At 40.3% G+C, this 25,006-nt stretch carries 32 protein-coding genes; all 32 read right to left on the reverse strand.

The features are described from left to right. Positions 1-32: 32 nt before the first annotated feature. Positions 33-251, reverse strand: a complete 219-nt coding sequence (gene infA / locus PQ479_RS19740) for a translation initiation factor IF-1 (RefSeq protein WP_003322635.1) — start codon at positions 249-251, stop codon at positions 33-35. Between the two features lie 68 nt (positions 252-319). Next, entirely contained in the window at positions 320-1,069 is a 750-nt protein-coding gene (gene map, locus PQ479_RS19745) for a type I methionyl aminopeptidase (RefSeq protein WP_047990181.1), read from the reverse strand. After that, positions 1,066-1,719, reverse strand: coding sequence for an adenylate kinase (locus PQ479_RS19750; RefSeq protein ID WP_047990180.1), 654 nt, complete (start codon positions 1,717-1,719; stop codon positions 1,066-1,068). The genes map and PQ479_RS19750 overlap by 4 nt, the downstream gene beginning before the upstream one ends. Before the next feature lie 73 nt (positions 1,720-1,792). Beyond that, positions 1,793-3,085, reverse strand: coding sequence for a preprotein translocase subunit SecY (gene secY, locus PQ479_RS19755; protein ID WP_047990179.1), 1,293 nt, complete (start codon positions 3,083-3,085; stop codon positions 1,793-1,795). Beyond that, positions 3,085-3,525, reverse strand: coding sequence for a 50S ribosomal protein L15 (gene rplO, locus PQ479_RS19760; RefSeq protein WP_047990178.1), 441 nt, complete (start codon positions 3,523-3,525; stop codon positions 3,085-3,087). The genes secY and rplO overlap by 1 nt, the downstream gene beginning before the upstream one ends. A gap of 31 nt (positions 3,526-3,556) precedes the next feature. Then, positions 3,557-3,745: a 50S ribosomal protein L30 gene (rpmD, locus tag PQ479_RS19765; RefSeq protein ID WP_047990177.1), complete on the reverse strand. Its 189-nt coding sequence runs from the start codon at positions 3,743-3,745 to the stop codon at positions 3,557-3,559. Positions 3,746-3,758: 13 nt separating this feature from the next. Then, entirely contained in the window at positions 3,759-4,259 is a 501-nt protein-coding gene (gene rpsE / locus PQ479_RS19770; RefSeq protein WP_047990176.1) for a 30S ribosomal protein S5, read from the reverse strand. Positions 4,260-4,280: 21 nt separating this feature from the next. Beyond that, positions 4,281-4,643, reverse strand: coding sequence for a 50S ribosomal protein L18 (gene rplR, locus PQ479_RS19775; RefSeq protein WP_047990175.1), 363 nt, complete (start codon positions 4,641-4,643; stop codon positions 4,281-4,283). 30 nt (positions 4,644-4,673) lie between these two features. Further along, entirely contained in the window at positions 4,674-5,210 is a 537-nt protein-coding gene (rplF, locus tag PQ479_RS19780) for a 50S ribosomal protein L6 (protein ID WP_047990174.1), read from the reverse strand. A 29-nt stretch (positions 5,211-5,239) separates the two neighbouring features. After that, positions 5,240-5,638 (reverse strand): 30S ribosomal protein S8, encoded by a 399-nt coding sequence (gene rpsH / locus PQ479_RS19785; RefSeq protein WP_003322625.1) that lies wholly within the window; start codon positions 5,636-5,638, stop codon positions 5,240-5,242. Positions 5,639-5,667: 29 nt separating this feature from the next. Further along, complete coding sequence (gene rpsN / locus PQ479_RS19790) at positions 5,668-5,853, reverse strand: 30S ribosomal protein S14 (protein WP_047990173.1); 186 nt, start codon at positions 5,851-5,853, stop codon at positions 5,668-5,670. Positions 5,854-5,883: 30 nt separating this feature from the next. Continuing rightward, positions 5,884-6,423, reverse strand: a complete 540-nt coding sequence (rplE, locus tag PQ479_RS19795) for a 50S ribosomal protein L5 (protein WP_047990172.1) — start codon at positions 6,421-6,423, stop codon at positions 5,884-5,886. Between the two features lie 28 nt (positions 6,424-6,451). Continuing rightward, on the reverse strand, positions 6,452-6,763 hold the full coding sequence (gene rplX / locus PQ479_RS19800; RefSeq protein WP_047990211.1) for a 50S ribosomal protein L24: 312 nt from the start codon (positions 6,761-6,763) through the stop codon (positions 6,452-6,454). Positions 6,764-6,814: 51 nt separating this feature from the next. Next, positions 6,815-7,183 (reverse strand): 50S ribosomal protein L14, encoded by a 369-nt coding sequence (gene rplN, locus PQ479_RS19805; RefSeq protein ID WP_047990171.1) that lies wholly within the window; start codon positions 7,181-7,183, stop codon positions 6,815-6,817. Positions 7,184-7,217: 34 nt separating this feature from the next. Beyond that, on the reverse strand, positions 7,218-7,478 hold the full coding sequence (rpsQ, locus tag PQ479_RS19810) for a 30S ribosomal protein S17 (protein WP_047990170.1): 261 nt from the start codon (positions 7,476-7,478) through the stop codon (positions 7,218-7,220). Between the two features lie 17 nt (positions 7,479-7,495). Further along, the gene (gene rpmC, locus PQ479_RS19815) at positions 7,496-7,699 is read right to left on the reverse strand and encodes a 50S ribosomal protein L29 (RefSeq protein WP_003322618.1); all 204 of its coding nucleotides are present in this window, start codon (positions 7,697-7,699) and stop codon (positions 7,496-7,498) included. Next, positions 7,689-8,123 (reverse strand): 50S ribosomal protein L16, encoded by a 435-nt coding sequence (gene rplP, locus PQ479_RS19820; protein WP_047990169.1) that lies wholly within the window; start codon positions 8,121-8,123, stop codon positions 7,689-7,691. The genes rpmC and rplP overlap by 11 nt, the downstream gene beginning before the upstream one ends. Before the next feature lie 2 nt (positions 8,124-8,125). Then, entirely contained in the window at positions 8,126-8,785 is a 660-nt protein-coding gene (gene rpsC, locus PQ479_RS19825; RefSeq protein WP_047990168.1) for a 30S ribosomal protein S3, read from the reverse strand. A 2-nt stretch (positions 8,786-8,787) separates the two neighbouring features. Further along, on the reverse strand, positions 8,788-9,129 hold the full coding sequence (gene rplV, locus PQ479_RS19830; protein ID WP_003322615.1) for a 50S ribosomal protein L22: 342 nt from the start codon (positions 9,127-9,129) through the stop codon (positions 8,788-8,790). Positions 9,130-9,157: 28 nt separating this feature from the next. After that, positions 9,158-9,436, reverse strand: a complete 279-nt coding sequence (gene rpsS, locus PQ479_RS19835; RefSeq protein WP_047990167.1) for a 30S ribosomal protein S19 — start codon at positions 9,434-9,436, stop codon at positions 9,158-9,160. A 60-nt stretch (positions 9,437-9,496) separates the two neighbouring features. Beyond that, positions 9,497-10,327, reverse strand: coding sequence for a 50S ribosomal protein L2 (gene rplB, locus PQ479_RS19840; protein WP_047990166.1), 831 nt, complete (start codon positions 10,325-10,327; stop codon positions 9,497-9,499). A gap of 26 nt (positions 10,328-10,353) precedes the next feature. Further along, positions 10,354-10,644 carry a 50S ribosomal protein L23 gene (gene rplW / locus PQ479_RS19845; protein WP_047990165.1) on the reverse strand — a complete coding sequence of 97 codons (291 nt, stop codon included), beginning with the start codon at positions 10,642-10,644 and terminating at the stop codon, positions 10,354-10,356. Then, complete coding sequence (gene rplD / locus PQ479_RS19850) at positions 10,644-11,267, reverse strand: 50S ribosomal protein L4 (protein WP_047990164.1); 624 nt, start codon at positions 11,265-11,267, stop codon at positions 10,644-10,646. The genes rplW and rplD overlap by 1 nt, the downstream gene beginning before the upstream one ends. A 25-nt stretch (positions 11,268-11,292) precedes the next feature. Next, positions 11,293-11,922 (reverse strand): 50S ribosomal protein L3, encoded by a 630-nt coding sequence (gene rplC, locus PQ479_RS19855; protein ID WP_047990163.1) that lies wholly within the window; start codon positions 11,920-11,922, stop codon positions 11,293-11,295. Between the two features lie 73 nt (positions 11,923-11,995). After that, a complete protein-coding gene (gene rpsJ / locus PQ479_RS19860; RefSeq protein ID WP_003322608.1) occupies positions 11,996-12,304 on the reverse strand; it encodes a 30S ribosomal protein S10 in 309 nt (102 codons plus the stop codon). Between the two features lie 304 nt (positions 12,305-12,608). Further along, on the reverse strand, positions 12,609-13,799 hold the full coding sequence (tuf, locus tag PQ479_RS19865) for an elongation factor Tu (RefSeq protein ID WP_047990162.1): 1,191 nt from the start codon (positions 13,797-13,799) through the stop codon (positions 12,609-12,611). A 127-nt stretch (positions 13,800-13,926) separates the two neighbouring features. Further along, positions 13,927-16,005: an elongation factor G gene (gene fusA / locus PQ479_RS19870; protein WP_047990161.1), complete on the reverse strand. Its 2,079-nt coding sequence runs from the start codon at positions 16,003-16,005 to the stop codon at positions 13,927-13,929. Positions 16,006-16,053: 48 nt separating this feature from the next. Next, a complete protein-coding gene (rpsG, locus tag PQ479_RS19875) occupies positions 16,054-16,524 on the reverse strand; it encodes a 30S ribosomal protein S7 (RefSeq protein WP_047990160.1) in 471 nt (156 codons plus the stop codon). A gap of 33 nt (positions 16,525-16,557) precedes the next feature. Next, the gene (gene rpsL, locus PQ479_RS19880; RefSeq protein ID WP_047990159.1) at positions 16,558-16,977 is read right to left on the reverse strand and encodes a 30S ribosomal protein S12; all 420 of its coding nucleotides are present in this window, start codon (positions 16,975-16,977) and stop codon (positions 16,558-16,560) included. Between the two features lie 110 nt (positions 16,978-17,087). Continuing rightward, positions 17,088-17,336 carry a 50S ribosomal protein L7ae-like protein gene (locus tag PQ479_RS19885; protein WP_047990158.1) on the reverse strand — a complete coding sequence of 83 codons (249 nt, stop codon included), beginning with the start codon at positions 17,334-17,336 and terminating at the stop codon, positions 17,088-17,090. A 174-nt stretch (positions 17,337-17,510) separates the two neighbouring features. After that, entirely contained in the window at positions 17,511-21,134 is a 3,624-nt protein-coding gene (rpoC, locus tag PQ479_RS19890) for a DNA-directed RNA polymerase subunit beta' (RefSeq protein WP_047990157.1), read from the reverse strand. A 152-nt stretch (positions 21,135-21,286) separates the two neighbouring features. Then, positions 21,287-24,829 carry a DNA-directed RNA polymerase subunit beta gene (gene rpoB / locus PQ479_RS19895; protein ID WP_047990156.1) on the reverse strand — a complete coding sequence of 1,181 codons (3,543 nt, stop codon included), beginning with the start codon at positions 24,827-24,829 and terminating at the stop codon, positions 21,287-21,289. Positions 24,830-25,006: the final 177 nt, after the last annotated feature.

Below are 25,006 nucleotides of genomic sequence, written 5' to 3' on the forward strand. Positions count from 1 at the left end.
ACGAACAACACATTCATTACGATGAACGTTCTTTATTTATAACGATAAGTGATTCGTCCACGAGTTAGGTCATAAGGAGAAAGCTCAACTGTCACCTTGTCACCAGGTAGAATCCGAATGAAGTGCATTCTAATTTTTCCTGAAACATGGGCTAATACTTTGTGTCCATTTTCTAACTCTACACGAAACATTGCATTTGGAAGTGGTTCAATTACTGTACCTTCAACTTCAATTACATCCTCTTTCGCCATAGGTATTCACGCTCCTTCCTTCAGTAAATAATTTATATACAGGTTTACAATTCATCGCTTCGAGAAAATTAATCGGCTTTCGTTAATATCTCAAAACCTGAATCCGTAATCGCAATTGTGTGCTCAAAGTGTGCACAATTCTTCTTGTCAACTGTCTCTACGGTCCAGTTGTCAGCAAGAGTTCGCACATATCGCGAACCAGCATTCACCATCGGTTCAATCGCTAAAACCATTCCTGGCTTTAAACGAGGCCCTTTTCCAGGTGGACCGTAATGAGGAATTTGTGGATCCTCATGTAAGTCTTGCCCAACGCCATGTCCAACATACTCACGCACAATCGAGAAACCAAAAGGTTCAACATACGATTGAATCGCATGAGATATATCTGATAAACGACCTCCAGGCAAAGCCTGTTCTAGACCTTTAAAAAGGGAAGCTTCCGTGACTTCGAGCAACTTCTTATCATCATCACTAATATTCCCTACTGCATACGTCCAAGCTGAATCACCATGATACCCCTTGTAATATGCACCGATGTCAATGCTGATGATGTCGCCATCTTTCAGCTCGCGATTCCCTGGAATACCATGCACTAATTCTTCATTTACTGAAGCACAGATACTACCTTTGAATCCGTTATAGCCTTTAAAAGAGGGAGATGCATCGTGTGAACGAATAAACTCCTCCGCTATTTTGTCTAGTTGAATTGTTGTAACACCAGGTTTGATATGTGGTTGTAACGCTTGATGTGTAAGTGCAACAATTTTCCCAGCTTCACGCATAATCTCGAGCTCGCGCTCTGTTTTACAAATGATCATGCATGAATCCCTCTTAATAATTGATCGATATCGTTGAAAACAACATTAATATCTTGATTACCATTGATATTTTCAAGGTAACCTTTTTCTGTATAGAAATCAATTAAAGGTTGGGCCTGTTGTTGATTCACTTCAAGACGCTTCTTAACCGTTTCTGGTTTGTCATCGTCACGTTGAATTAAGTCACTTCCATCTACATCACATTTTCCTTCTACTTGAGGAGGATTGAAAATCACATGGTATGTTTTCCCTGATGTAGGTGAAACCCGTCGACCTGTTAATCGCTCTAATAACAGCTGCTCCGGCACATCAACATTTAAAACATAATCAATTTTACGTCCTAGAGATGACATAATTTCTTCTAATGCTTCTGCTTGTGCTACTGTACGCGGAAATCCATCAAGTAAGAAACCATCTTTGCAATCATCTTCACTTAGACGTTCGCGTACGATTCCGATCGTAACTTCATCAGGTACAAGCTCTCCCGCATCCATAAACGATTTAGCTTTTAGCCCTAACTCTGTCTGGTCTTTCATCGCCGCACGAAACATGTCACCGGTTGAAATGTGAGGAATTTGATATTTTTCTACAATTCTCTCAGCTTGAGTACCCTTACCAGCGCCTGGTAATCCCATTAAAATAAGATTCACTTATATCCCTCCATTATCCAAAATAACAACAGTAGAGAGACAGGACGAGAGATCTCTTACCCTGCTCCCCTTATTACTTAATAAAGCCTTTATATGAACGCTTAATTAATTGACTCTCAATACGTTTCATCGTGTCTAATGCTACACCAACCACGATTAACAATCCAGTACCACCAACTTGAACAGCTTGTGGTAAATCTAGGAGTTTCGTGAAAAAGACTGGTAAAGTAGCAACAACCGCTAAGAAGATAGCTCCAACAAACGTTAAGCGATATAAAATGCGCGTTAAGTAAGTTTGTGTTGATTTTCCTGGACGAATGCCTGGGATATAACCACCTTGTTTTTTAAGGTTTTCAGCCATCTGCTCAGGGTTAACTTGAACAAATGTATAAAAGTACGTAAACCCAATAATGAGTGCAGCATATACAACCATTCCAATTGGATTCGTATAATCAAAATACGTAATAATCCAATTAGAGACAGGATTGTCATCTCCGAAGAATCCTGCTACAACTGGTGGAAACATAAATAGCGACATCGCAAAGATAACCGGAATTACCCCTGCTGCATTAACCTTAATTGGTAAATGAGTCGATTGTCCACCAACTGGACTACGTCCTGCTAAACGCTTCGCATACTGAACAGGAATTTTCCTTAGAGCTTGTTGAACGAAAATTACACCGACTGTAATAGCTAATATTGCTAACAATAGAAGTAAAACAGTGACAATGCTTAAGAATAACTGGTCACCAGCATCTTGAATTTGAAGTGCGTAAACTTGGTTTACAGCATTCGGAATTCCAGCTGCGATACCAGCAAAGATAATAATAGAAATACCATTACCAACACCGTACGCTGTAATTTGCTCACCTAGCCACATTAAGAAAGCTGTACCAGCTGTCAAAACGAGTGCAATAAATATATACACCGGAATAGATGGGTTAGGTATTAGTCCAGGGAAAATACTATTAAACCCAATTGACATACCTAACGCTTGAATGAATCCTAAAACGATCGTTCCATAACGGGTAAACTGCGTTAGTTTACGACGCCCTGCTTCACCCTGTTTTGCCCACTCTGCAAATTTTGGAACTACATCCATTTGTAATAACTGCACCACGATGGATGCTGTAATGTATGGCATAATTCCCATTGCAAAAATTGAAAAGTTCCCTAGCGCTCCCCCGCCAAACGTGTTGAGAAAGCCAAACGCATTAGCTTGATCGACAAATGTAAGTACATCACTATTAGAACCTGGAATAGGAATAAAACTTCCTACCCTAAAAACAATGAGCATCAGAAGGGTGAATACGACTTTGCGACGAATGTCACCCACTCTAATAATATTGGAGATCGTTTGGAACATTAAATCACCTCTGTTTTTCCGCCTGCAGCTTCAATTGCTGCAACAGCTGAGGCCGAGAACTTATTTGCTTTAACAGTTAAGTTCTTTTCGATTTTTCCGTTACCTAAAATCTTAATACCGTATTTAACGTTTTTCACAGTACCACTCTCGATTAACAACTCAGGTGTAACCTCAGTACCTTCTTCAAAACGATTAAGTGTATCTAAGTTAACAACCGTGAATTCTTTACGAGTTGGGTTAGTAAAACCACGTTTTGGTAAACGACGGTATAAAGGATTTTGACCACCCTCAAATCCTGGGCGTACACCGCCACCAGAGCGTGAATTTTGACCTTTATGTCCTCTACCTGCTGTCTTACCGTTTCCAGAACCGATACCGCGACCTACACGATTGCGTACTTTACGTGAACCTTCTGCAGGTTTTAACTCATGAAGTTTCATGTTGACACCTCCTCATATAAAAATGATGATTTTATGCTTCGATCTCTTTTACTGTTAAAAGGTGTGAAACCTTATTTACCATACCGCGAATCGCAGCGTTATCTGCTTGAACAACCGTTTGGTGCATTTTGCGTAACCCAAGAGTGTTCACTGTAACGCGTTGGTCTTCCGGACGACCGATAAGACTACGAGTGAGGGTAATTTCTAATTTCTTAGCCATTTAATATCCCTCCTTAACCTAACAGTTCTTCTACTGATTTACCGCGAAGTTTAGCTACTTCTTCTGCACGCTTTAAGCTTTGTAATCCTTGCATAGTAGCACGTACCATGTTGATAGGATTATTTGAACCTAGAGACTTAGAAAGAATATCGCCAACACCTGCAAGATCTAGTACCGCACGTACAGGACCACCTGCAATAACTCCAGTACCTTCAGATGCTGGTTTTAATAATACTCGACCAGCTCCAAAATGTCCTGTCACTAAATGTGGAATTGTTGTACCAACAACTGGTACTTCGATGAGGTTTTTCTTCGCATCTTCTACCGCTTTACGGATAGCTTCAGGAACTTCCTGAGCTTTACCCATACCGAAACCGACATGACCGTTTTTATCGCCAACAACAACCAATGCAGCAAAGCGGAAACGACGTCCACCTTTAACAACTTTTGCTACACGATTGACTGCTACTACTTTTTCTTCAAGTTCCAACGTATTAGGGTCAATACGACGCATTCGTTTTCCCTCCTTTTACCTTTAAAATTCTAGACCAGCTTCACGAGCTGCGTCTGCTAATGTTGCTACACGTCCGTGGTATACATAACCGCCACGATCAAAGACAATGACTTTATGTCCATTTTCTACTGCACGTTTTGCTACAAGTGCTCCTACTTGTTTAGCTGCTTCTGTGTTGCTTCCATTTTCTAAACCTAGCTCTTTATCTAATGAAGATGCAGATGCTAAAGTAACACCATTAACATCATCGATTAATTGAGCGTAGATGTGTTTAGAAGAACGGAAAACATTTAAGCGCGGACGTTCAGGAGTGCCTGTGATTGCGCGACGAACATGAGCGTGTCTTTTCTTACGTGCCGTATTTTTATTAGGCTTCGTAATCATTGAACGTCAGTCCTTTCCGTAATTTAATGATTATTTACCAGTTTTACCTTCTTTACGACGGATGTACTCGCCTTCGTAGCGAATACCTTTTCCTTTGTAAGGCTCAGGTAGACGTACAGAACGAATATTTGAAGCAACTGCTCCTACACGTTCTTTATCAATTCCTTTAACAACAACTTTTGTGTTAGCAGGAACGTCAATTTCAATTCCTTCTTCTGGAACGATTTCAACAGGGTGAGAGTAACCTACATTAAGTACAAGTTTTTGACCTGATTTAGAAGCACGGTAACCGACACCGACTAATTCTAAATTGCGTTCAAAACCTTTTGTTACACCTTCAACCATATTTCCAATCAAACTAGCAGTTGTTCCGTGAAGAGCACGGTGCTCTTTCTTATCAGATGGACGTTCAACTGTAATTTGGTTTTCTTCAACATTAATTTTCATGTCTGGATGAAATTCGCGTGTTAACTCACCTTTAGGACCTTTCACTGAGAAAGTAGTCCCTTCAAGTGTAACCGTAACACCACTTGGAACTTCAACAGGCTTCTTACCAATACGAGACATTCGATACACCTCCGTTCAATTAAAGAATCTTACCAAACGTACGCTAATACTTCGCCACCAATTTGTTGAGAACGAGCTTCTTTATCAGTTAAAACTCCGTTAGAAGTTGAAACGATAGCAATTCCAAGTCCGCCTAACACACGTGGAAGTTCACCAGCTTTCGCATATACGCGAAGACCAGGCTTACTGATACGTTTTAATCCAGTAATAACACGTTCGTTTGTAGGGCCGTATTTTAGGAAGATACGGATAACTCCTTGTTTATTATCTTCAACATACTCATAATCGCGAATAAAACCTTCACGCTTTAAGATTTCAGCAATTTCCTTCTTCACCTTTGAAGCAGGCAATTCTAATTTCTCGTGACGAACAGTGTTCGCATTACGAATACGAGTCAACATATCTGCAATTGGATCTGTCATGACCATTTGTATATACCTCCTTCCCGTTCTTGAGCTTACCAGCTAGCTTTCTTCACGCCAGGAATTTGCCCTTTGTAAGCAAGTTCTCTGAAGCAAATCCGGCAAAGTTTAAACTTACGAATAACTGAATGAGGACGACCGCAGCGTTCGCAACGTGTATACTCTTGTACTTTATACTTTTGTGTGCGTTTTTGCTTAGCAATCATTGATTTCTTTGCCAATGTTTTCCCTCCTCTTAATTAGGACACCTATTATTTTTGGAAAGGCATTCCCATAGATGTTAATAATTCACGAGCTTCTTCATCCGTGTTAGCTGTTGTTACGATAACAACATCCATACCGCGTACTTTATCAACTTTATCGTAGTCGATTTCAGGGAAAATTAATTGCTCTTTCACACCAAGAGTATAGTTTCCACGACCATCAAAAGCTTTCTTAGAGATACCGCGGAAGTCACGTACACGTGGTAATGAAACAGTAACTAACTTATCTAAGAATTCATACATGCGCTCACCACGAAGTGTTACCTTCGCACCGATTGGCATACCTTCACGAAGCTTGAAACCAGCGATTGATTTCTTCGCCTTTGTTACAAGTGGTTTTTGACCAGTAATTTGTCCTAACTCTTCAACCGCTTTATCTAAAGCTTTTGCGTTAGAAACAGCATCACCGATACCCATGTTAACAACGATTTTCTCAATTTTTGGCACAGCCATAACTGAACTATAATTGAACTTCTCTACAAGAGAAGGAACGATTTCATTTGTGTACTTTTCCTTTAAACGATTCACAGGATTAACCTCCTTTCAAACCTGATTACTATTTGTCTAATGCTTCGCCAGACTTTTTAGCAATACGTACTTTTTTACCATCTTCTACTTTATAACCTACACGAGTAGGCTCACCTGACTTAGGATCAATTGGCATTACGTTAGAAACATGAATGGCTGCTTCTTGATTTAAGATTCCACCTTGTGGATTATCTTGAGATGGCTTAGCGTGTTTTTTCACTAAGTTAACACCTTCAACAAGTACACGTTCCTTTTTCGGGAAAGCTTCTAAAATAACGCCTTGTTTACCTTTGTCTTTACCGGAGATCACTTTTACAGTGTCACCTTTTTTGACATGCATCTTTGCCATGTTCGCACCTCCTTGACAGGCCTTCTTCTCAATAAAGAGTTATTAAAGAACTTCCGGAGCAAGAGACACAATCTTCATGAATTGGTTATCACGAAGTTCACGTGCTACAGGTCCAAAAATACGAGTTCCGCGAGGGCTCTTATCATCACGGATAATTACAACTGCGTTCTCATCAAACTTGATGTAAGAACCATCATTACGACGAACGCCACTCTTTGAACGAACAATTACAGCTCTTACTACGTCACCTTTTTTGACAACGCCACCTGGTGTTGCTTGTTTCACCGAACAAACGATAACATCACCAATATTAGCTGTTTTACGACCAGAACCACCTAAAACTTTGATAGCTAGTACTTCACGAGCACCTGAGTTATCAGCAACTTTTAAACGGGATTCTTGTTGAATCATACGGTTTTACCTCCCTTCAACTAAAGAACATCTATTAAATGATAACTGCTTCTTCAACGATTTCTACTAAACGGAAACGTTTATCTTTTGATAAAGGACGTGTTTCCATAATTTTTACGATATCGCCAACTTTAGCTTGGTTATCTTCATCATGCGCTTTAAACTTCTTAGAGTATTTTACACGCTTACCGTAAAGGCGGTCTTTTTTATAAGTTTCTACAAGAACAGTAATGGTTTTATCCATTTTGTCGGAAACTACGCGCCCATTATATACCTTACGTTGGTTGCGGTCCATTGTTTTAAAACCTCCTTTTAGCCGTTGTTAATTCCAAGCTCACGTTCACGCAAAACTGTTTTAGCGCGAGCGATAGCTTTACGAACTTCACGAATGCGGGCCGGATTATCTAATTGACCAGTCGCTAGTTGAAAGCGAAGGTTGAATAATTCTTCTTTAAGTGATTTCGTTTTTTGCTCAATTTCAGCAGTGGTTAAGTTACGAATATCATTAGCTTTCATTTGCGTCACCACCCACTTCTTCACGTTTTACAAATTTACATTTAACAGGTAGTTTGTGAGAAGCTAAACGTAACGCTTCACGAGCTACCTCTTCAGATACTCCAGAAATTTCAAACATCACTTTACCAGGTTTAACAACAGCAACCCATCCTTCAGGTGCCCCTTTACCTGAACCCATTCGAACTTCTAGAGGTTTTGCAGTGTAAGGTTTAGATGGGAAAATCTTAATCCAAACTTTACCACCACGTTTCATATAACGAGTCATCGCAATACGAGCCGCTTCAATTTGACGGTTTGTTACCCAAGAAGCATCTTGTGCTTGTAAACCGTACTCACCGAAGTGTACTTCAGTACCGCCTTTTGCACGACCACGCATTTTTCCACGATGTTCACGACGATATTTCACACGTTTTGGCATTAACATGATTAGTTGCCTCCTTCCTTTTGGTTCGTACCTTTCGTTGGAAGTACTTCACCACGATAAATCCAAATTTTTACACCTAATTTACCGTAAGTTGTATCAGCTTCAGCTGTACCGTAATCGATGTCAGCACGAAGCGTGTGAAGTGGAACAGTTCCCTCACTGTAATGTTCAGCTCGAGCAATATCAGCTCCGCCTAAACGACCAGATACTTGTGTTTTGATACCTTTAGCTCCCGCACGCATTGTACGTTGAATGGCTTGTTTCATTGCACGACGGAAAGAGATACGATTCTCTAATTGACGAGCAATATTTTCAGCTACTAATTTAGCATCTAAATCAGCTTGCTTGATTTCAAAGATGTTGATATGAACTCTCTTACCTGTTAGTTCATTTAAAGCTTTACGTAAAGCTTCTACTTCTGAACCACCTTTACCGATAACCATACCTGGCTTAGCCGTAGATACAGTAACGTTAACGCGGTTTGCAGCACGTTCAATTTCTACTTTAGAAACTGAAGCTTCTTTCAAACGGTTTTCAATGTACTCACGAATTTTAATATCTTCGTGTAGTAAGTCAGCATAATCTTTATCAGCGTACCATTTTGACTCCCAGTCACGGATAACGCCTACTCGAAGTCCAACTGGATTAACCTTTTGACCCACGCTTATCCCTCCTTCTTTTCTGTTACAACTAGTGTGATGTGGCTTGTGCGTTTGTTAATACGACTAGCACGACCTTGTGCACGTGGACGGAAACGCTTAAGCGTTACTCCCTCATCAACGAACACTTCACTAATTACAAGATTATTTGGCTCCATTTCATAGTTGTGCTCAGCATTCGCAATCGCAGAGTTAAGTAATTTCTCAACAACTGGAGAAGCAGCTTTTGGTGTGTGGCGTAAAATTGCAATGGCCTCACCAACTTGCTTTCCGCGAATTAAATCAACAACTAAACGAACTTTACGAGGAGCAATACGAACTTGTTTGGCTACAGCTTTAGCTTGCATAGACTAAAGACCTCCTCTCTAAATCACCTTAACGTCTTGTTTTCTTATCATCAGCAGCATGACCTTTATAAGTACGAGTTGGTGCAAATTCACCTAACTTGTGCCCTACCATGTCTTCTGAGATGTATACAGGTACATGCTTACGACCATCATAAACTGCGATCGTGTGACCAATAAAATCAGGGAAAATCGTTGAACGACGAGACCAAGTTTTAATTACTCGCTTATCATCCGTTTCGTTCATCGCCTCAACTTTTTTCATTAAATGATCATCGACAAAAGGTCCTTTTTTCAAACTACGACCCATGAGATATCCTCCCTTCGTGATTGGCGCACGGTTCCTAGTAGAACCGTTGCACTAATCCTTTTATTTTTTACGACGACGTACAATATATTTGTCAGACGCTTTGTTCTTCTTACGCGTTTTGTATCCAAGGGTTGGTTTGCCCCATGGAGACATTGGAGATTTACGTCCGATAGGTGCTTTACCTTCACCACCACCGTGTGGGTGATCATTAGGGTTCATTACAGAACCACGAACAGTTGGACGCTTACCTAACCAGCGAGAACGACCAGCTTTACCGATGTTTACTAGTTCGTGCTCTAAGTTACCAACTTGACCGATTGTTGCACGGCAAGTAGCTAGAATACGACGAGTTTCACCAGAATTTAAACGTACTAATACATAATCTTCTTCTTTACCAAGAAGTTGAGCTTCTGTACCAGCAGAACGAACTAATTGTCCACCTTTACCTGGTTTTAACTCGATATTATGAATAACAGTACCAACTGGGATATTTTTTAATGGAAGTGCATTTCCTACTTTGATATCAGCTTCTGAACCTGATTCGATCATAGTTCCAACTTCTAAGCCTTTAGGAGCAAGAATATAACGCTTCTCACCGTCAACATAGTTGATTAAAGCGATGTTAGCAGAACGGTTTGGATCGTATTCGATCGTAGCAACGCGTCCTGGAATTCCATCTTTGTTACGTTTAAAGTCAATAACACGATATTGACGTTTGTGTCCGCCACCTTGATGACGTACAGTTAATTTACCTTGGTTATTACGACCGCCTTTTTTATGAAGCGGAGCTAATAACGATTTTTCCGGCTTATCTGTTGTGATTTCTTTGAAATCTAATACAGACATGCCACGACGACCGGCACTGGTCGGTTTATACTTCTTAATAGCCATCTTCAGTTACCTCCTTCTTTAAAAAATTAAACTCCCTCGAAAAATTCGAGTTCTTTACTCTCTGGTGTTAGAGTGACCAAAGCTTTTTTACGACGAGCTGTGTAGCCAGTGTAACGACCAAAGCGCTTAGATTTACCTTTGTAGTTCATCGTGTTGACTTTAGCAACTTTCACTTCAAAGATTTCTTCAACCGCATCTTTAATTTGTGTTTTATTAGCACGAACATCTACTTCAAATGTGTATACTTTCTCACTCATTAAATCAGCTGAACGTTCTGTAATAACTGGGCGCTTAATGATATCACGAGCGTTTGACATTACGCAAGCACCTCCTCTACCTTTTCAACGGCTTCTTTGGTGATGATAAGCTTATCATGCTTGATGACATCTAAGACATTAACACCTTCTGCTGTAACAAATGTTACTCCTGGGATATTACGTGCAGATAAGGCAACTTTTTCATCATAATTCGCCGTAACAACTAACGCTTTAGAATCTACTGATAAAGAAGCTAAAACATTAACCATTTCTTTTGTTTTAACTGCATCGAATTTAAGGTCATCCAATACAATAATTTCTGCAGCTTGCACTTTGCTAGAAAGAGCAGACTTAATAGCTAAACGACGAACTTTTTTCGGTAATTTGTAGCTGTAGCTACGTGGAGTTGGACCGAATACTACGCCTCCACCAACCCATTGTGGTGAACGGATTGATCCTTGACGAGCACGACCAGTTCCTTTTTGACGCCATGGCTTACGTCCTCCACCGCGTACTTCCGAACGTCCTTTAGTTTTGTGTGTACCTTGACGTAAAGATGCTTGTTGCATCACGATAGCGTCATGTAATACAGCTTTATTTGGTTCTAAACCAAAAATTGATTCTGTTAGTTCGATATCTCCAACTTGAGAACCTGTTTGATTGAATAATGCTACTTTCGGCATGATGTGGCCTCCTTTCTAAATCTTATTAGTTACCTTTGACAGCAGTTTGAACAGTTACATAGCTCTTTTTAGCTCCAGGAATATTACCTTTTACTAATAATAAGTTACGCTCTGTATCAACTTTAACAACTTCAAGGTTTTGAATCGTTTTTTGCTCTCCACCCATACGTCCAGGTAATAGTTTACCTTTGAAAACTCGGTTAGGAGCAACAGGACCCATTGAACCAGGACGACGGTGATATCTAGAACCGTGTGACATTGGTCCACGAGATTGGTTATGACGCTTAATCGCACCTTGGAAACCTTTCCCTTTAGAAATACCTGTTACATCGATTTTTTCACCTACTGCAAAAGTATCTACCTTAACTTCTTGCCCTACTGTATAATCAGCAAGGTTTACGTCACGGATTTCCTTCATGAAGCGCTTAGGTGTTGTATCAGCTTTTGCAGCATGACCTTCAGCTGGCTTAGTGATGTTAGACTTCTTTTGATCAGCAAATCCTAATTGAACTGCTTCATAACCGTCAGCTTCAACTGTTTTCACTTGAAGAACAACGTTAGGCTCAGCTTCAATTACTGTTACTGGAATAACTTCACCGTTTTCTGCAAAAACTTGAGTCATACCGATTTTTCTTCCTAAGATTCCTTTGGACATCCGAAACACCTCCTATAAATAATTTAATGTATTTGCCATTTTTACTATGAAAAGACTTTTACTAGTCTATGAATTACAATTTAATTTCAATGTCTACGCCAGATGGTAAGTCCAAACGCATTAAAGCGTCCACAGTTTGTGGAGTCGGATTTACAATATCAATAAGGCGTTTATGCGTGCGCATTTCGAATTGTTCGCGAGAATCTTTATACTTATGAACCGCACGAAGAATTGTGTAAACTGACTTCTCAGTTGGTAACGGAATCGGTCCTGATACTTGAGCACCTGAACGTTTTGCCGTTTCTACAATTTTCTCTGCTGATTGATCAAGCACACGGTGATCATAAGCCTTCAAACGAATACGAATCTTTTGCTTTGCCATAATAGCCCCTCCTTTATCGTCCATTTTTAAAATAGACATACTCCGCGAAAATTTCCTACACCGTGCCATGGCAAAGGGGCCTGGTGTGTCAGCAACCTTCCGCATCATCGCTGTCAATGACCAACATTCAACATTATACTTGAATTAAAGGCATAAATCAAGGAAATATCCTGTTGTTCACACTTTTTCTATTATAAAGAGCGTAACCTATAATTGCAAGTTTATTTTTATTTTATTTTTTCCTCTTATACCCATAAAAAAAGAGCACTTTATAAAAGTGCTCTTTTTTAACGGAATACCGTGATTACTTAGTGATTGTAGCTACAACACCAGCACCAACTGTACGTCCACCTTCACGGATTGAGAATTTAGTACCTTCTTCAATCGCGATTGGTGAAATTAATTCTACAGTCATTTCGATGTTATCGCCAGGCATTACCATCTCAACGCCTTCTGGAAGATGAACGATTCCAGTTACATCAGTTGTACGGAAGTAGAACTGAGGACGGTAGTTAGAGAAGAATGGAGTGTGACGTCCACCCTCTTCTTTTGAAAGAACATAAACTTCAGCTTGGAAGTTTGTGTGTGGTGTGATTGTTCCTGGCTTAGCAAGAACTTGTCCACGTTGGATATCATCACGAGATACACCACGTAGTAACGCACCAATGTTGTCTCCAGCTTCAGCGTAATCAAGAAGCTTACGGAACATCTCTACTCCAGTTACAGTAGTAGAAGATTTTTCTTCAGCAAGACCGATGATGTCAATAACGTCACCTACGTTTAGTTGTCCACGCTCAACACGTCCTGTAGCAACTGTACCACGACCAGTAATTGAGAATACATCCTCAACTGGCATCATGAATGGCTTTTCAGTGTCACGTGGTGGAGTTGGGATGTACTCATCAACAGCGTCCATTAGCTCGATGATTTTAGCTTCCCAAGCAGCGTCTCCTTCTAATGCTTTAAGAGCAGAACCTTGGATAACAGGAATGTCATCACCAGGGAAGTCGTACTCAGAAAGAAGGTCACGTACTTCCATTTCTACTAATTCTAATAACTCTTCGTCATCAACCATATCACACTTGTTTAAGAATACAACTAAGTATGGTACACCTACTTGACGAGAAAGTAAGATGTGCTCACGAGTTTGTGGCATTGGACCATCAGCAGCAGATACTACTAAGATTCCTCCGTCCATTTGCGCAGCACCAGTGATCATGTTTTTAACATAGTCAGCGTGTCCTGGGCAGTCAACGTGTGCATAGTGACGAGAATCAGTTTCGTACTCAACGTGTGCAGTTGAGATTGTGATTCCACGCTCACGCTCTTCTGGAGCACCATCAATAGCATCATATGCCATTGCTGTACCTTTACCAGATTTTTTTGCAAGTACTGTTGTAATTGCAGCAGTTAATGTAGTTTTACCATGGTCAACGTGTCCAATTGTACCAATATTGGCATGCGTCTTGGAACGGTCGAATTTTTCTTTACCCATGACTCAATTCCTCCCTTAATTTAACTTATAATATGGTGGTTAAGAAAGGTGATTATCCATTTTAATTCTGAATAATACCTTTCTTAGAATACAACAAAATTAATATAGAAACAAATAGTATACTGGATTATTCACCAGATTGTTTCTTAATGATTTCTTCAGCAACGCTCTTAGGTACTTCTTCATAATGATCAAAGAACATAGAGTATGTTCCGCGACCTTGAGTACGTGAACGAAGTGAAGTTGCATATCCAAACATTTCAGCAAGTGGAACAAACGCTTTAACGATTTGTGCATTACCACGAGCTTCCATACCTTCTACGCGTCCGCGACGTGCAGTTACGTCACCCATAATATCACCCATGTACTCCTCAGGAATTACTACTTCCACTTTCATAAGTGGCTCTAATAATACTGGACTACATTTTGATTTAGCATTTTTAAGTGCCATAGAAGCGGCAATCTTAAACGCCATCTCTGATGAATCGACATCATGGTAAGATCCATCATATAATTTTGCTTTAATATCAATGATTGGGAAGCCAGCGATCATACCATTGTCAAGAGCTTCTGAGATTCCTTGTTCAACGGAACCAATATACTCACGTGGTACAACACCACCGACAATTGCATTTTCGAATTCAAAACCTGCTCCTTCTTCGTTTGGAGAGAACTCAACCCAAACGTGACCAAATTGACCGCGTCCACCTGATTGACGAACGAACTTACCTTCAACTTGAGCCGTTTGACGAATTGTCTCACGATAAGAAACTTGAGGAGCACCAACATTAGCTTCTACTTTGAATTCACGTCTCATACGGTCAACGATGATATCAAGGTGAAGCTCACCCATACCACCAATGATCGTCTGACCTGTTTCTTCATCAGTATGTGTTCTGAAAGTAGGATCTTCTTCTGCAAGTTTCGCAAGAGCGATACCCATTTTATCTTGGTCAGCCTTAGACTTAGGCTCAACAGATAAGTGAATAACTGGTTCTGGGAAATTCATTGACTCTAAAATAACAAGGTTTTTCTCATCACATAGAGTGTCTCCAGTTGTTGTATCTTTTAATCCAACCGCTGCTGCAATATCCCCAGAGTATACAGTTGAAATCTCTTCACGAGAGTTCGCGTGCATTTGTAGGATACGACCAACACGTTCGCGCTTATCCTTTGTAGCATTACGTACATATGAACCTGAGTCTAATGTACCTGAATAAACACGGAAGAATGTTAATTTACCAACAAATGGATCCGTCATTACTTTAAATGCTAAAGCGGCAAATGGTTGATCATCGCCTGGTTCGCGCGTTACTTCTTCTTCGCTATCAGGAACATGACCTTTAATTGCTGCTACATCTAAAGGTGATGGTAAGTAAGCTAATACAGCATCTAAAAGTGCCTGTACACCTTTATTTTTGAATGCTGAACCACAGATTACAGGGTAGAATTCGACATTACATGTCCCTTTACGAATCGCAGCAACAATTTCTTCGTTCGTAAGTTCTTCCCCTTCAAGATACTTCATCATAAGCTCTTCGTCTAGTTCAGCTACTGCTTCAACTAAAGACTCACGAAGCTCATCAGCTTTATCTTTATAATCTGCAGGGATTTCTGTTGTTTCCCAATCTTGACCTAAATCATCTTTAGAGATGTGGGCAACCATTTCAATTAAATCGATGAATCCAACGAAATCTTCTTCAGCACCGATTGGTAATTGAATTGGGTGAGCGTTCGCTTGTAAACGATCGCGTAATGTCCCAACAGAATACATAAAGTCCGCACCAGTCTTATCCATTTTGTTAACGAATACGATACGTGGTACGCCATAAGTTGTTGCTTGACGCCATACAGTTTCTGTTTGCGGTTCAACTCCAGATTGAGCATCAAGAACCGCAACCGCCCCATCAAGTACACGTAAAGAACGTTCAACTTCAACCGTAAAGTCTACGTGTCCAGGTGTATCAATAATGTTGATACGGTGGTTTTTCCATTGAGCTGTAGTCGCAGCAGACGTGATTGTAATACCACGCTCTTGCTCTTGCTCCATCCAGTCCATCTGAGAAGCACCTTCGTGTGTTTCACCAATTTTGTGTACACGACCTGTGTAGAATAAAATACGCTCAGTTGCTGTTGTTTTACCGGCATCGATGTGAGCCATGATGCCGATATTACGTGTATCTTTTAAGGAGAATTCTCTTGCCATAATGCATTTCTCCTTCCTGCAATTAAATTAATAAGAACTAATAGAATCTTACCAGCGATAGTGAGCAAACGCTTTGTTCGCTTCTGCCATCTTATGAGTATCTTCACGTTTCTTAACAGCAGCACCAGTGTTGTTAGCTGCATCAAGAATTTCGTTAGCTAAACGCTCTTCCATCGTTTTTTCTCCACGAAGACGAGAGTAGTTAACTAACCAACGAAGACCTAAAGTTGTACGACGCTCAGGTTTTACTTCGATCGGCACTTGATAGTTTGCACCACCAACACGACGAGCTTTAACCTCAAGAACAGGCATAATGTTCTTTAAAGCTTGATCGAAAACTTCCATAGGGTCATTTCCGCTACGCTCTTTTACTAATTCAAACGCATTATATAAAATTGTTTGAGCTACACCACGCTTACCATCGATCATAAGACGGTTGATTAAACGAGTGACTAGCTTCGTTTTGTAAATTGGATCAGGTAACACATCACGACGAGCTACAGGACCTTTTCGAGGCATATCATTCCCCTCCTTTCAACTATAAATAATTCATTACTTCTTCTCTTTTGGACGTTTCGTACCATATTTAGAACGACCTTGCATACGGTTTTGAACTCCGGCAGTATCTAACGCACCACGAACGATGTGATAACGTACCCCTGGTAAGTCTTTTACACGACCTCCACGGATAAGCACAACACTATGTTCTTGTAAGTTATGTCCGATACCTGGAATGTAAGCCGTAACCTCAATTTGGTTCGTTAAGCGAACACGTGCATATTTACGAAGAGCCGAGTTTGGCTTTTTCGGTGTCATTGTACCAACACGAGTACAAACTCCACGCTTTTGTGGTGATGAAAGATTCGTTTGCACTTTTTTATAGCTGTTATAGCCTTTGTTAAGTGCTGGTGAATCAGATTTCTTCACTTTATCTACACGACCTTTACGAATTAACTGGTTAATTGTTGGCATGTTTGTTCCTCCTTTCCTTCATTAAAATAAGACCACAGTTCCTGGTGGTTCATATTTTGGCAAAAGTAAAGTTTTTGCCAAACGGTAGGCTCCGAGTGGCAAAAACAATATTATTTCTTTATCGCAACCGTAGCTGCTCCTACCTCAATATTACACGCTTTGCCAAGCATTTTCATTGAGTCGACATAATGAATGGGAATACCTTTATCACGAGACGACGCCTCTACCTTGTGAATCACACGATATTCAGCATCTTTTGCAATATAAACTTCCTTCACTTCATTACTATCTAAAGATCGTAAGGTTTGTTTCGTACCTATGACTATTTCGTTAGCCTGCATTACTTTTTCATAAGACATAGTTAATCCTCCAAAGCAATACGTTCTTTGGCACACTTTGATATCTTATCATTGTGATAATCTGAATGTCAAGGTTTATTCGATAAAATTTCAAGTGAAATCTAAACAAAGAATTAATGCTGAGAGTCTAAAAATACTTACTGTCCTTCTAGACCCTCCAACATTCATTATTCGTTATTCGTTTGTAATAAGTTCTTCTAATTCGGAATGCTCTTCACTAGAAACTTGGTTATCATCATGCTTTGACATGATATTTAAATTACGATAACGGTTCATCCCCGTACCAGCTGGAACCAGCTTACCGATAATAACATTTTCTTTCAATCCAAGTAACTCATCACGCTTACCTTTAATCGCTGCATCTGTTAAGACACGAGTTGTTTCTTGGAACGATGCTGCTGATAAGAATGAATCCGTCTCAAGTGATGCCTTTGTAATACCAAGTAACACAGGACGTCCCGTTGCTGGGCGTTCTCCTGTATTAAGAACCGTTTTGTTCTCATCATTGAAGTTTTGGATTTCAACTAATGATCCAGGCAAAATATTCGTTTCACCCGCATCAACAACGCGTACTTTACGAAGCATTTGACGAACCATAACCTCTACGTGCTTATCGCCAATTTCTACCCCTTGCATACGGTAAACCTTTTGAACTTCACGTAATAAGTATTCTTGAACACCATTAATACCTTTTACTTTAAGAAGCTCTTTCGGATCAATTGAACCTTCTGTTAATGGTGCACCTGGAGGTACGACATCCCCAATTGAAACTTTAATACGTGAACCGTATGGAATCGCATATGCTTTCGTTTCCATGACGCCTTTTAGTGATACTTCACGCTTGTCGCCTTCTTTAATATCAACAATTTCACCTTCGAACTCAGAAATAACCGCTTGACCTTTCGGGTTACGAGCTTCAAAGAGCTCCTGAATACGTGGTAAACCTTGCGTAATATCATCTCCGGCTACCCCACCTGTATGGAAGGTACGCATCGTTAACTGTGTCCCTGGCTCACCGATAGATTGAGCAGCAATAATACCTACTGCTTCTCCTACCTCTACATCGCTACCTGTAGCAAGGTTACGACCATAACACTGTTTACAAACACCGTGACGTGTATCACATGTAAATACAGAACGGATATGAACACTTTCGATATCTGTATCGACAATAATTTTGGCGATATCTTCAGTAATTAAGTCATTTCTTTTTACGATAACATCTTTTGTTTGAGGATGACGAACGGTCTTAAAAGCAACACGGCCAACTAAACGGTCGAATAACTCTTCAATAACTTCGTTGCCCTCTTTAATCGCCGCAACTTCTAAGCCACGATCCGTACCACAATCCTGTTCTCTGACGATGACGTCTTGAGCAACGTCAACAAGTCGACGAGTTAAATAACCTGAGTCAGCTGTCTTAAGGGCTGTATCGGCAAGACCTTTACGAGCACCGTGCGTCGAAATAAAGTACTCTAATACCGTTAAACCTTCTCGGAAACTTGAACGGATTGGAAGTTCGATAATTCGGCCAGACGGGTTAGCCATTAACCCACGCATACCTGCAAGCTGCGTGAAGTTAGAAGCGTTACCACGGGCACCAGAGTCACTCATCATAAAGATTGGGTTTCGCTTATCTAATGTAAGCATTAACTTATCTTGAATAACGTCCTTAGCATTACTCCAAACAGAGATAACACGGTCGTATCTCTCTTCCTCTGTAATTAAACCACGACGGAATTGCTTCGTAATACGTTCAACTTTTAACTCAGCCTCAGCTAAAATTTCTTTCTTTTCAGCAAGTACAACGATATCCGCTACACCAACAGTAATACCAGCTTTTGTAGAATATTTAAATCCTAAGTCCTTCATACGGTCAAGCATCTTAGATGTTTCCGTAATCTTAAACGTTTTAAATACTTCTGCGATGATATTACCTAAGAAACCTTTCTTAAATGGAGAAACGACATCACGTTTTAAGAACTCAGCCTTAACATCAGTTGTACTCGGCACAAGATAATTACTTGGCGTTTCAACCTCTAGGTTAAAGTCAGTTGGTTCGTTAATGTATGGGAATGTTTCCGGTAAAATCTCATTAAAGATTAACTTACCAACTGTCGTTAACAACAACTTATCATTTTCATCTTCTTTAAACGTTGATTTATTTAAAGATGCGACCGGAATCGCTACACGAGAATGTAGGTGTACATAACCATTTTGGTAAGCTAGTAATGCTTCGTTTGTATCTTTAAAGATTGCTCCCTCACCTTTTGCATCATCACGTTCCATAGTTAAGTAATAGTTACCTAATACCATATCCTGTGATGGTGTAACAACTGGTTTACCATCTTTAGGGTTAAGGATGTTTTGGGCAGCTAACATTAAAATACGAGCTTCCGCTTGAGCTTCTGCTGATAAAGGAACGTGAACGGCCATTTGGTCACCGTCAAAGTCAGCGTTATAAGCTGTACAAACTAACGGATGCAAACGAATCGCACGACCTTCTACTAAAATAGGTTCAAACGCCTGGATACCAAGACGGTGAAGTGTAGGAGCTCGGTTTAGTAATACAGGGTGCTCACGAATTACTTCCTCAAGTACATCCCAAACTTCCGGTTGAACGCGTTCAACTTTACGCTTGGCGCTCTTAATGTTATGAGCTAGACCTTTGCTTACAAGCTCTTTCATAACAAAAGGCTTAAATAATTCAAGTGCCATCTCCTTAGGTAAACCACATTGGTACATTTTTAGGTTAGGTCCTACGACGATAACCGAACGACCAGAGTAGTCAACACGTTTACCTAATAAGTTTTGACGGAAACGACCTTGTTTACCTTTTAACATGTGTGATAACGATTTTAATGGACGGTTACCCGGACCTGTTACAGGACGACCACGACGGCCATTGTCGATTAAAGCATCTACAGCTTCTTGCAGCATACGCTTTTCATTTTGAACAATAATGTTTGGTGCTCCTAAATCTAATAAACGCTTCAAACGATTATTACGGTTAATCACTCGACGGTATAAGTCATTTAAGTCCGAAGTCGCAAAACGACCACCATCAAGTTGTACCATCGGACGAAGCTCTGGCGGGATAACTGGAAGTACGTCTAAAATCATCCAAGATGGCTCATTACCTGAGTTTCTAAATGCTTCTAATACTTCAAGACGTTTAATCGCACGAGTACGACGTTGACCTTGTGCCGTTAAAAGCTCTTCTTTTAAAGCATCTACTTCTTTTTCTAAATCGATATCAGCTAAAAGCTTACGAATCGCTTCAGCACCCATTTGTGCAGTAAAAGAACGACCATACTTATCGTAATAAGCACGATATTCTTTTTCTGAAAGAAGTTGCTTTTTCTCAAGTGGTGTATCGCCATTATCTGTCACAACATAAGAAGCAAAGTAAATAACTTCTTCTAATGAACGTGGAGACATGTCTAATACAAGACCCATACGGCTTGGAATCCCTTTGAAATACCAAATATGCGATACAGGAGCCGCTAACTCGATATGTCCCATACGCTCACGACGAACTTTTGAACGTGTTACCTCTACGCCACAACGATCACAAACAACACCTTTATAACGAACACGTTTGTATTTTCCACAATGACATTCCCAGTCCTTTTGCGGTCCGAAAATACGTTCACAGAAAAGTCCATCCTTTTCAGGTTTTAAAGTACGGTAGTTTATTGTTTCTGGCTTTTTAACTTCCCCTCTTGACCAAGAACGAATCTTGTTTGGTGAAGCAAGACCAATTTTCATATATTCGAAGTTATTCACATCTAACAAGGGGCTAACCTCCCTTTTAGTTTCCAAGTTTTTTGCAAACGGAAAAGGGAACTAGCGTCAACTAGCTTCCATAAAGTCTCTGATTTTGTCAAAACTTCAGCTACTAGCTAACACTAGTCCCTTACCATAAACCGACAAAGGTTCATTCTATATTAAGCTTTTGACTCGTTAGCATCGAAGTTAAGGTTTAACTTTTCGCTTGTTTGATCGTCTTCATCATCAAGCTCTAGCATTTCAATTTCTTCTTCATTGCTAGAAAGCATCTTAACATCCATACCTAAAGACTGAAGCTCTTTAATTAATACTTTAAACGATTCAGGTACACCTGGTTCAGGGACATTCTCACCTTTTACAATCGCTTCATACGTTTTCACACGACCAACAACGTCATCTGATTTAACCGTTAGAATCTCTTGTAATGTGTAAGCTGCACCGTATGCTTCAAGTGCCCAAACCTCCATCTCACCGAAACGCTGTCCACCAAATTGAGCTTTACCACCTAGTGGTTGTTGCGTAACTAGAGAATAAGGTCCTGTCGAACGTGCATGAAGCTTATCATCAACCATGTGTGCCAGCTTAATCATATACATGATACCTACTGATACACGGTTATCAAACGGCTCACCCGTACGTCCATCATAAAGAATAGTTTTACCATCACGAGCCATGCCCGCTTCATCTAATGTACCCCAAACATCTTCCTCATTCGCACCATCAAAAACAGGTGATGCAACGTGGATACCAAGCTTACGAGCAGCCATACCTAAATGGAGCTCAAGCACTTGTCCGATGTTCATTCGCGAAGGTACACCTAGTGGGTTTAACATGATATCGATTGGTGTTCCGTCTGGTAAATAAGGCATATCTTCCTCTGGTAAAATACGAGAGATTACCCCTTTATTACCGTGACGACCCGCCATTTTATCGCCTTCATGGATTTTACGCTTTTGTACGATATAAACACGAACGAGCTGATTCACACCTGGAGGTAACTCATCGCCATCTTCACGATTGAAGATTTTTACGTCGAGAACGATTCCGTCGCCACCATGTGGTGCACGTAATGATGTATCACGTACCTCACGAGCTTTTTCACCAAAGATAGCATGTAGCAGACGTTCTTCAGCTGTTAATTCTGTAACTCCTTTTGGTGTTACTTTACCAACGAGAATATCTCCGTCTTTTACTTCCGCTCCAACTCGTATAATTCCACGATCATCAAGGTTCTTCAATGCGTCTTCCCCAACGTTCGGAATATCACGTGTAATTTCCTCTGGTCCAAGCTTTGTATCACGAGATTCTGACTCATACTCTTCAATATGGACAGATGTGTAAACATCATCTTTAACAAGGCGCTCACTTAAAATGATAGCATCCTCATAGTTATAACCTTCCCAAGTCATGAATCCAACCATTACATTACGGCCAAGAGCCATCTCACCCTGCTCCATTGATGGACCGTCTGCTAAGATTTCGCGCTTCTCAACAACGTCTCCTTCACGAACAATCGGGCGTTGGTTATAACTTGTTCCTTGGTTAGAACGAACAAACTTCTGTAAACGATATTTATCTAAATCACCTTTGACTTCTTTACCGTCTACTTCTTCGATACGACGAACCCAAATTTCACGAGCTGTTACACGCTCTACAAGACCTGGGAATTTTGAAACAATCGCAGCACCTGAGTCTTTAGCAGAAACGTGCTCCATCCCTGTACCGACAATTGGTGCTTCTGGTACTAATAAAGGAACAGCTTGACGTTGCATGTTCGCTCCCATTAGTGCACGGTTGGAGTCATCGTTCTCTAAGAACGGGATACATGAAGTCGCAGCAGAAACAACCTGCTTCGGTGATACATCCATATAATCAATACGTTCTTTTGATACGACTAAGTTCTCACCACGGAAACGGGCAATAATATTATCGTTAATAAAAGAGCCGTCATCATTTAAACGAGCATTCGCTTGGGCAACGACATAGTTATCTTCTTCATCTGCTGTTAAGTAATCAATCTGAGAGGTAACTTTCCCAGTTTCAGAGTCAATACGGCGGTATGGTGTTTCCATAAAGCCAAACTCATTCACTTTAGCATAAGAAGATAAAGAGTTGATAAGTCCAATGTTTGGACCCTCAGGCGTTTCAATCGGACACATACGACCATAGTGAGACCAGTGAACGTCACGTACTTCAAAGCCAGCACGCTCACGCGTTAAACCACCAGGTCCTAAGGCAGAAAGACGACGCTTATGTGTTAATTCAGCAAGCGGATTCGTTTGGTCCATAAACTGTGATAACTGAGAAGAACCAAAGAACTCTTTAATTGAAGCAATAACTGGACGAATATTAATAAGCGCTTGAGGCGTAATCATATTCGGATCTTGTATCGACATACGCTCACGAACAACACGTTCCATACGCGATAAACCGATTCTAAATTGGTTTTGTAATAATTCACCAACTGAACGAAGGCGACGGTTACCAAGGTGATCGATGTCATCTGTATCACCGACACCGTGTAATAAGTTAAAGAAGTAATTAATCGATGCAATAATGTCAGCAGGTGTAATATGCTTCGTATCACGATCGACCATACCATTACCCATTACGCGGATAGGCATCTCTCCATCAACATCATCAGGAGCATAGATTAAGATGGATTGAAGATTGATATCTTCATCTCCTACTACCCCACCTGTTGTGCGAGCCTTTCTAAAACCAACATTATTCTCTAAGTAAGGTATGATACGATCTAAAGTACGACGATCAAGTAATGTACCTTTTTCCGCTAGCACTTCTCCTGTTTCAGGATCAATAAGCGTCTCAGCTAAACGTTGATTAAATAGACGATTCTTAATGTGGAGCTTTTTATTGATTTTATAACGACCTACATTGGCCAAATCATAGCGTTTCGGGTCAAAGAAGCGAGACTCTAATAAGCTTTTCGCATTTTCAACCGTAGGTGGTTCACCTGGGCGTAAACGCTCATAAATTTCTAATAGGGCTTTTTCGGAGCTATCGGTATTGTCTTTTTCAAGGGAATTGCGTAAAAACTCATCTTCCCCTAATAAATCAATGATCTCTTGATCAGATCCAAACCCTAATCCACGTAAAAGAACCGTTACAGGGATCTTTCTCGTACGATCAATACGAACATACACGATATCTTTCGCATCTGTTTCGAGCTCTAACCAAGCTCCTCGGTTTGGAATAACAGTAGCGGTATAGCCCTTCTTTCCGTTCTTATCCGTTTTTTCACTATAATAGACACTTGGCGAACGAACTAATTGGGAAACTATAACACGTTCTGCACCATTAATAACAAAGGTACCTGTCTCTGTCATTAATGGGAAATCTCCCATAAATACTTCTTGCTCCTTCACTTCACCTGTCTCTTTGTTAATAAGACGGACTTTTACGCGTAAAGGCGCAGCATATGTTACATCTCGTTCTTTCGACTCATCGACCGGATACTTAGGCTCTCCTAAGCTATAATCGATAAATTCTAAAACCAAATTCCCTGTGAAATCTTGAATTGGGGAAATGTCTTGAAACATTTCACGAAGTCCCTCATCAAGAAACCATTGATAAGAAGCTGTTTGTATCTCGATTAAGTTCGGTAATTCCAATACCTCATTAATCCTTGCATAGCTTCTACGTTGGCGGTGGCGTCCATACTGAACAAGTTGACCTGTCAACTGATTCACCCCTCAAATCTAGCGTTATAGTATCTAAAATTGATTTCTCTACACAGTACCTTCTCCTGCTAAGCAATCATTGAAGCTCATCATGTCAGAGAAAAATTTTAAAAAATAATGAAACAAAAAGAAATATGGCTTTGAAATTAAAACCATAAAAAACGTACTCACATTTGA

It is taken from the genome of Alkalihalobacillus pseudalcaliphilus, assembly GCF_028610675.1.
In the GTDB taxonomy this organism is placed as follows: Bacteria; Bacillota; Bacilli; order Bacillales; family Bacillaceae_D; genus Alkalihalobacillus; species Alkalihalobacillus pseudalcaliphilus.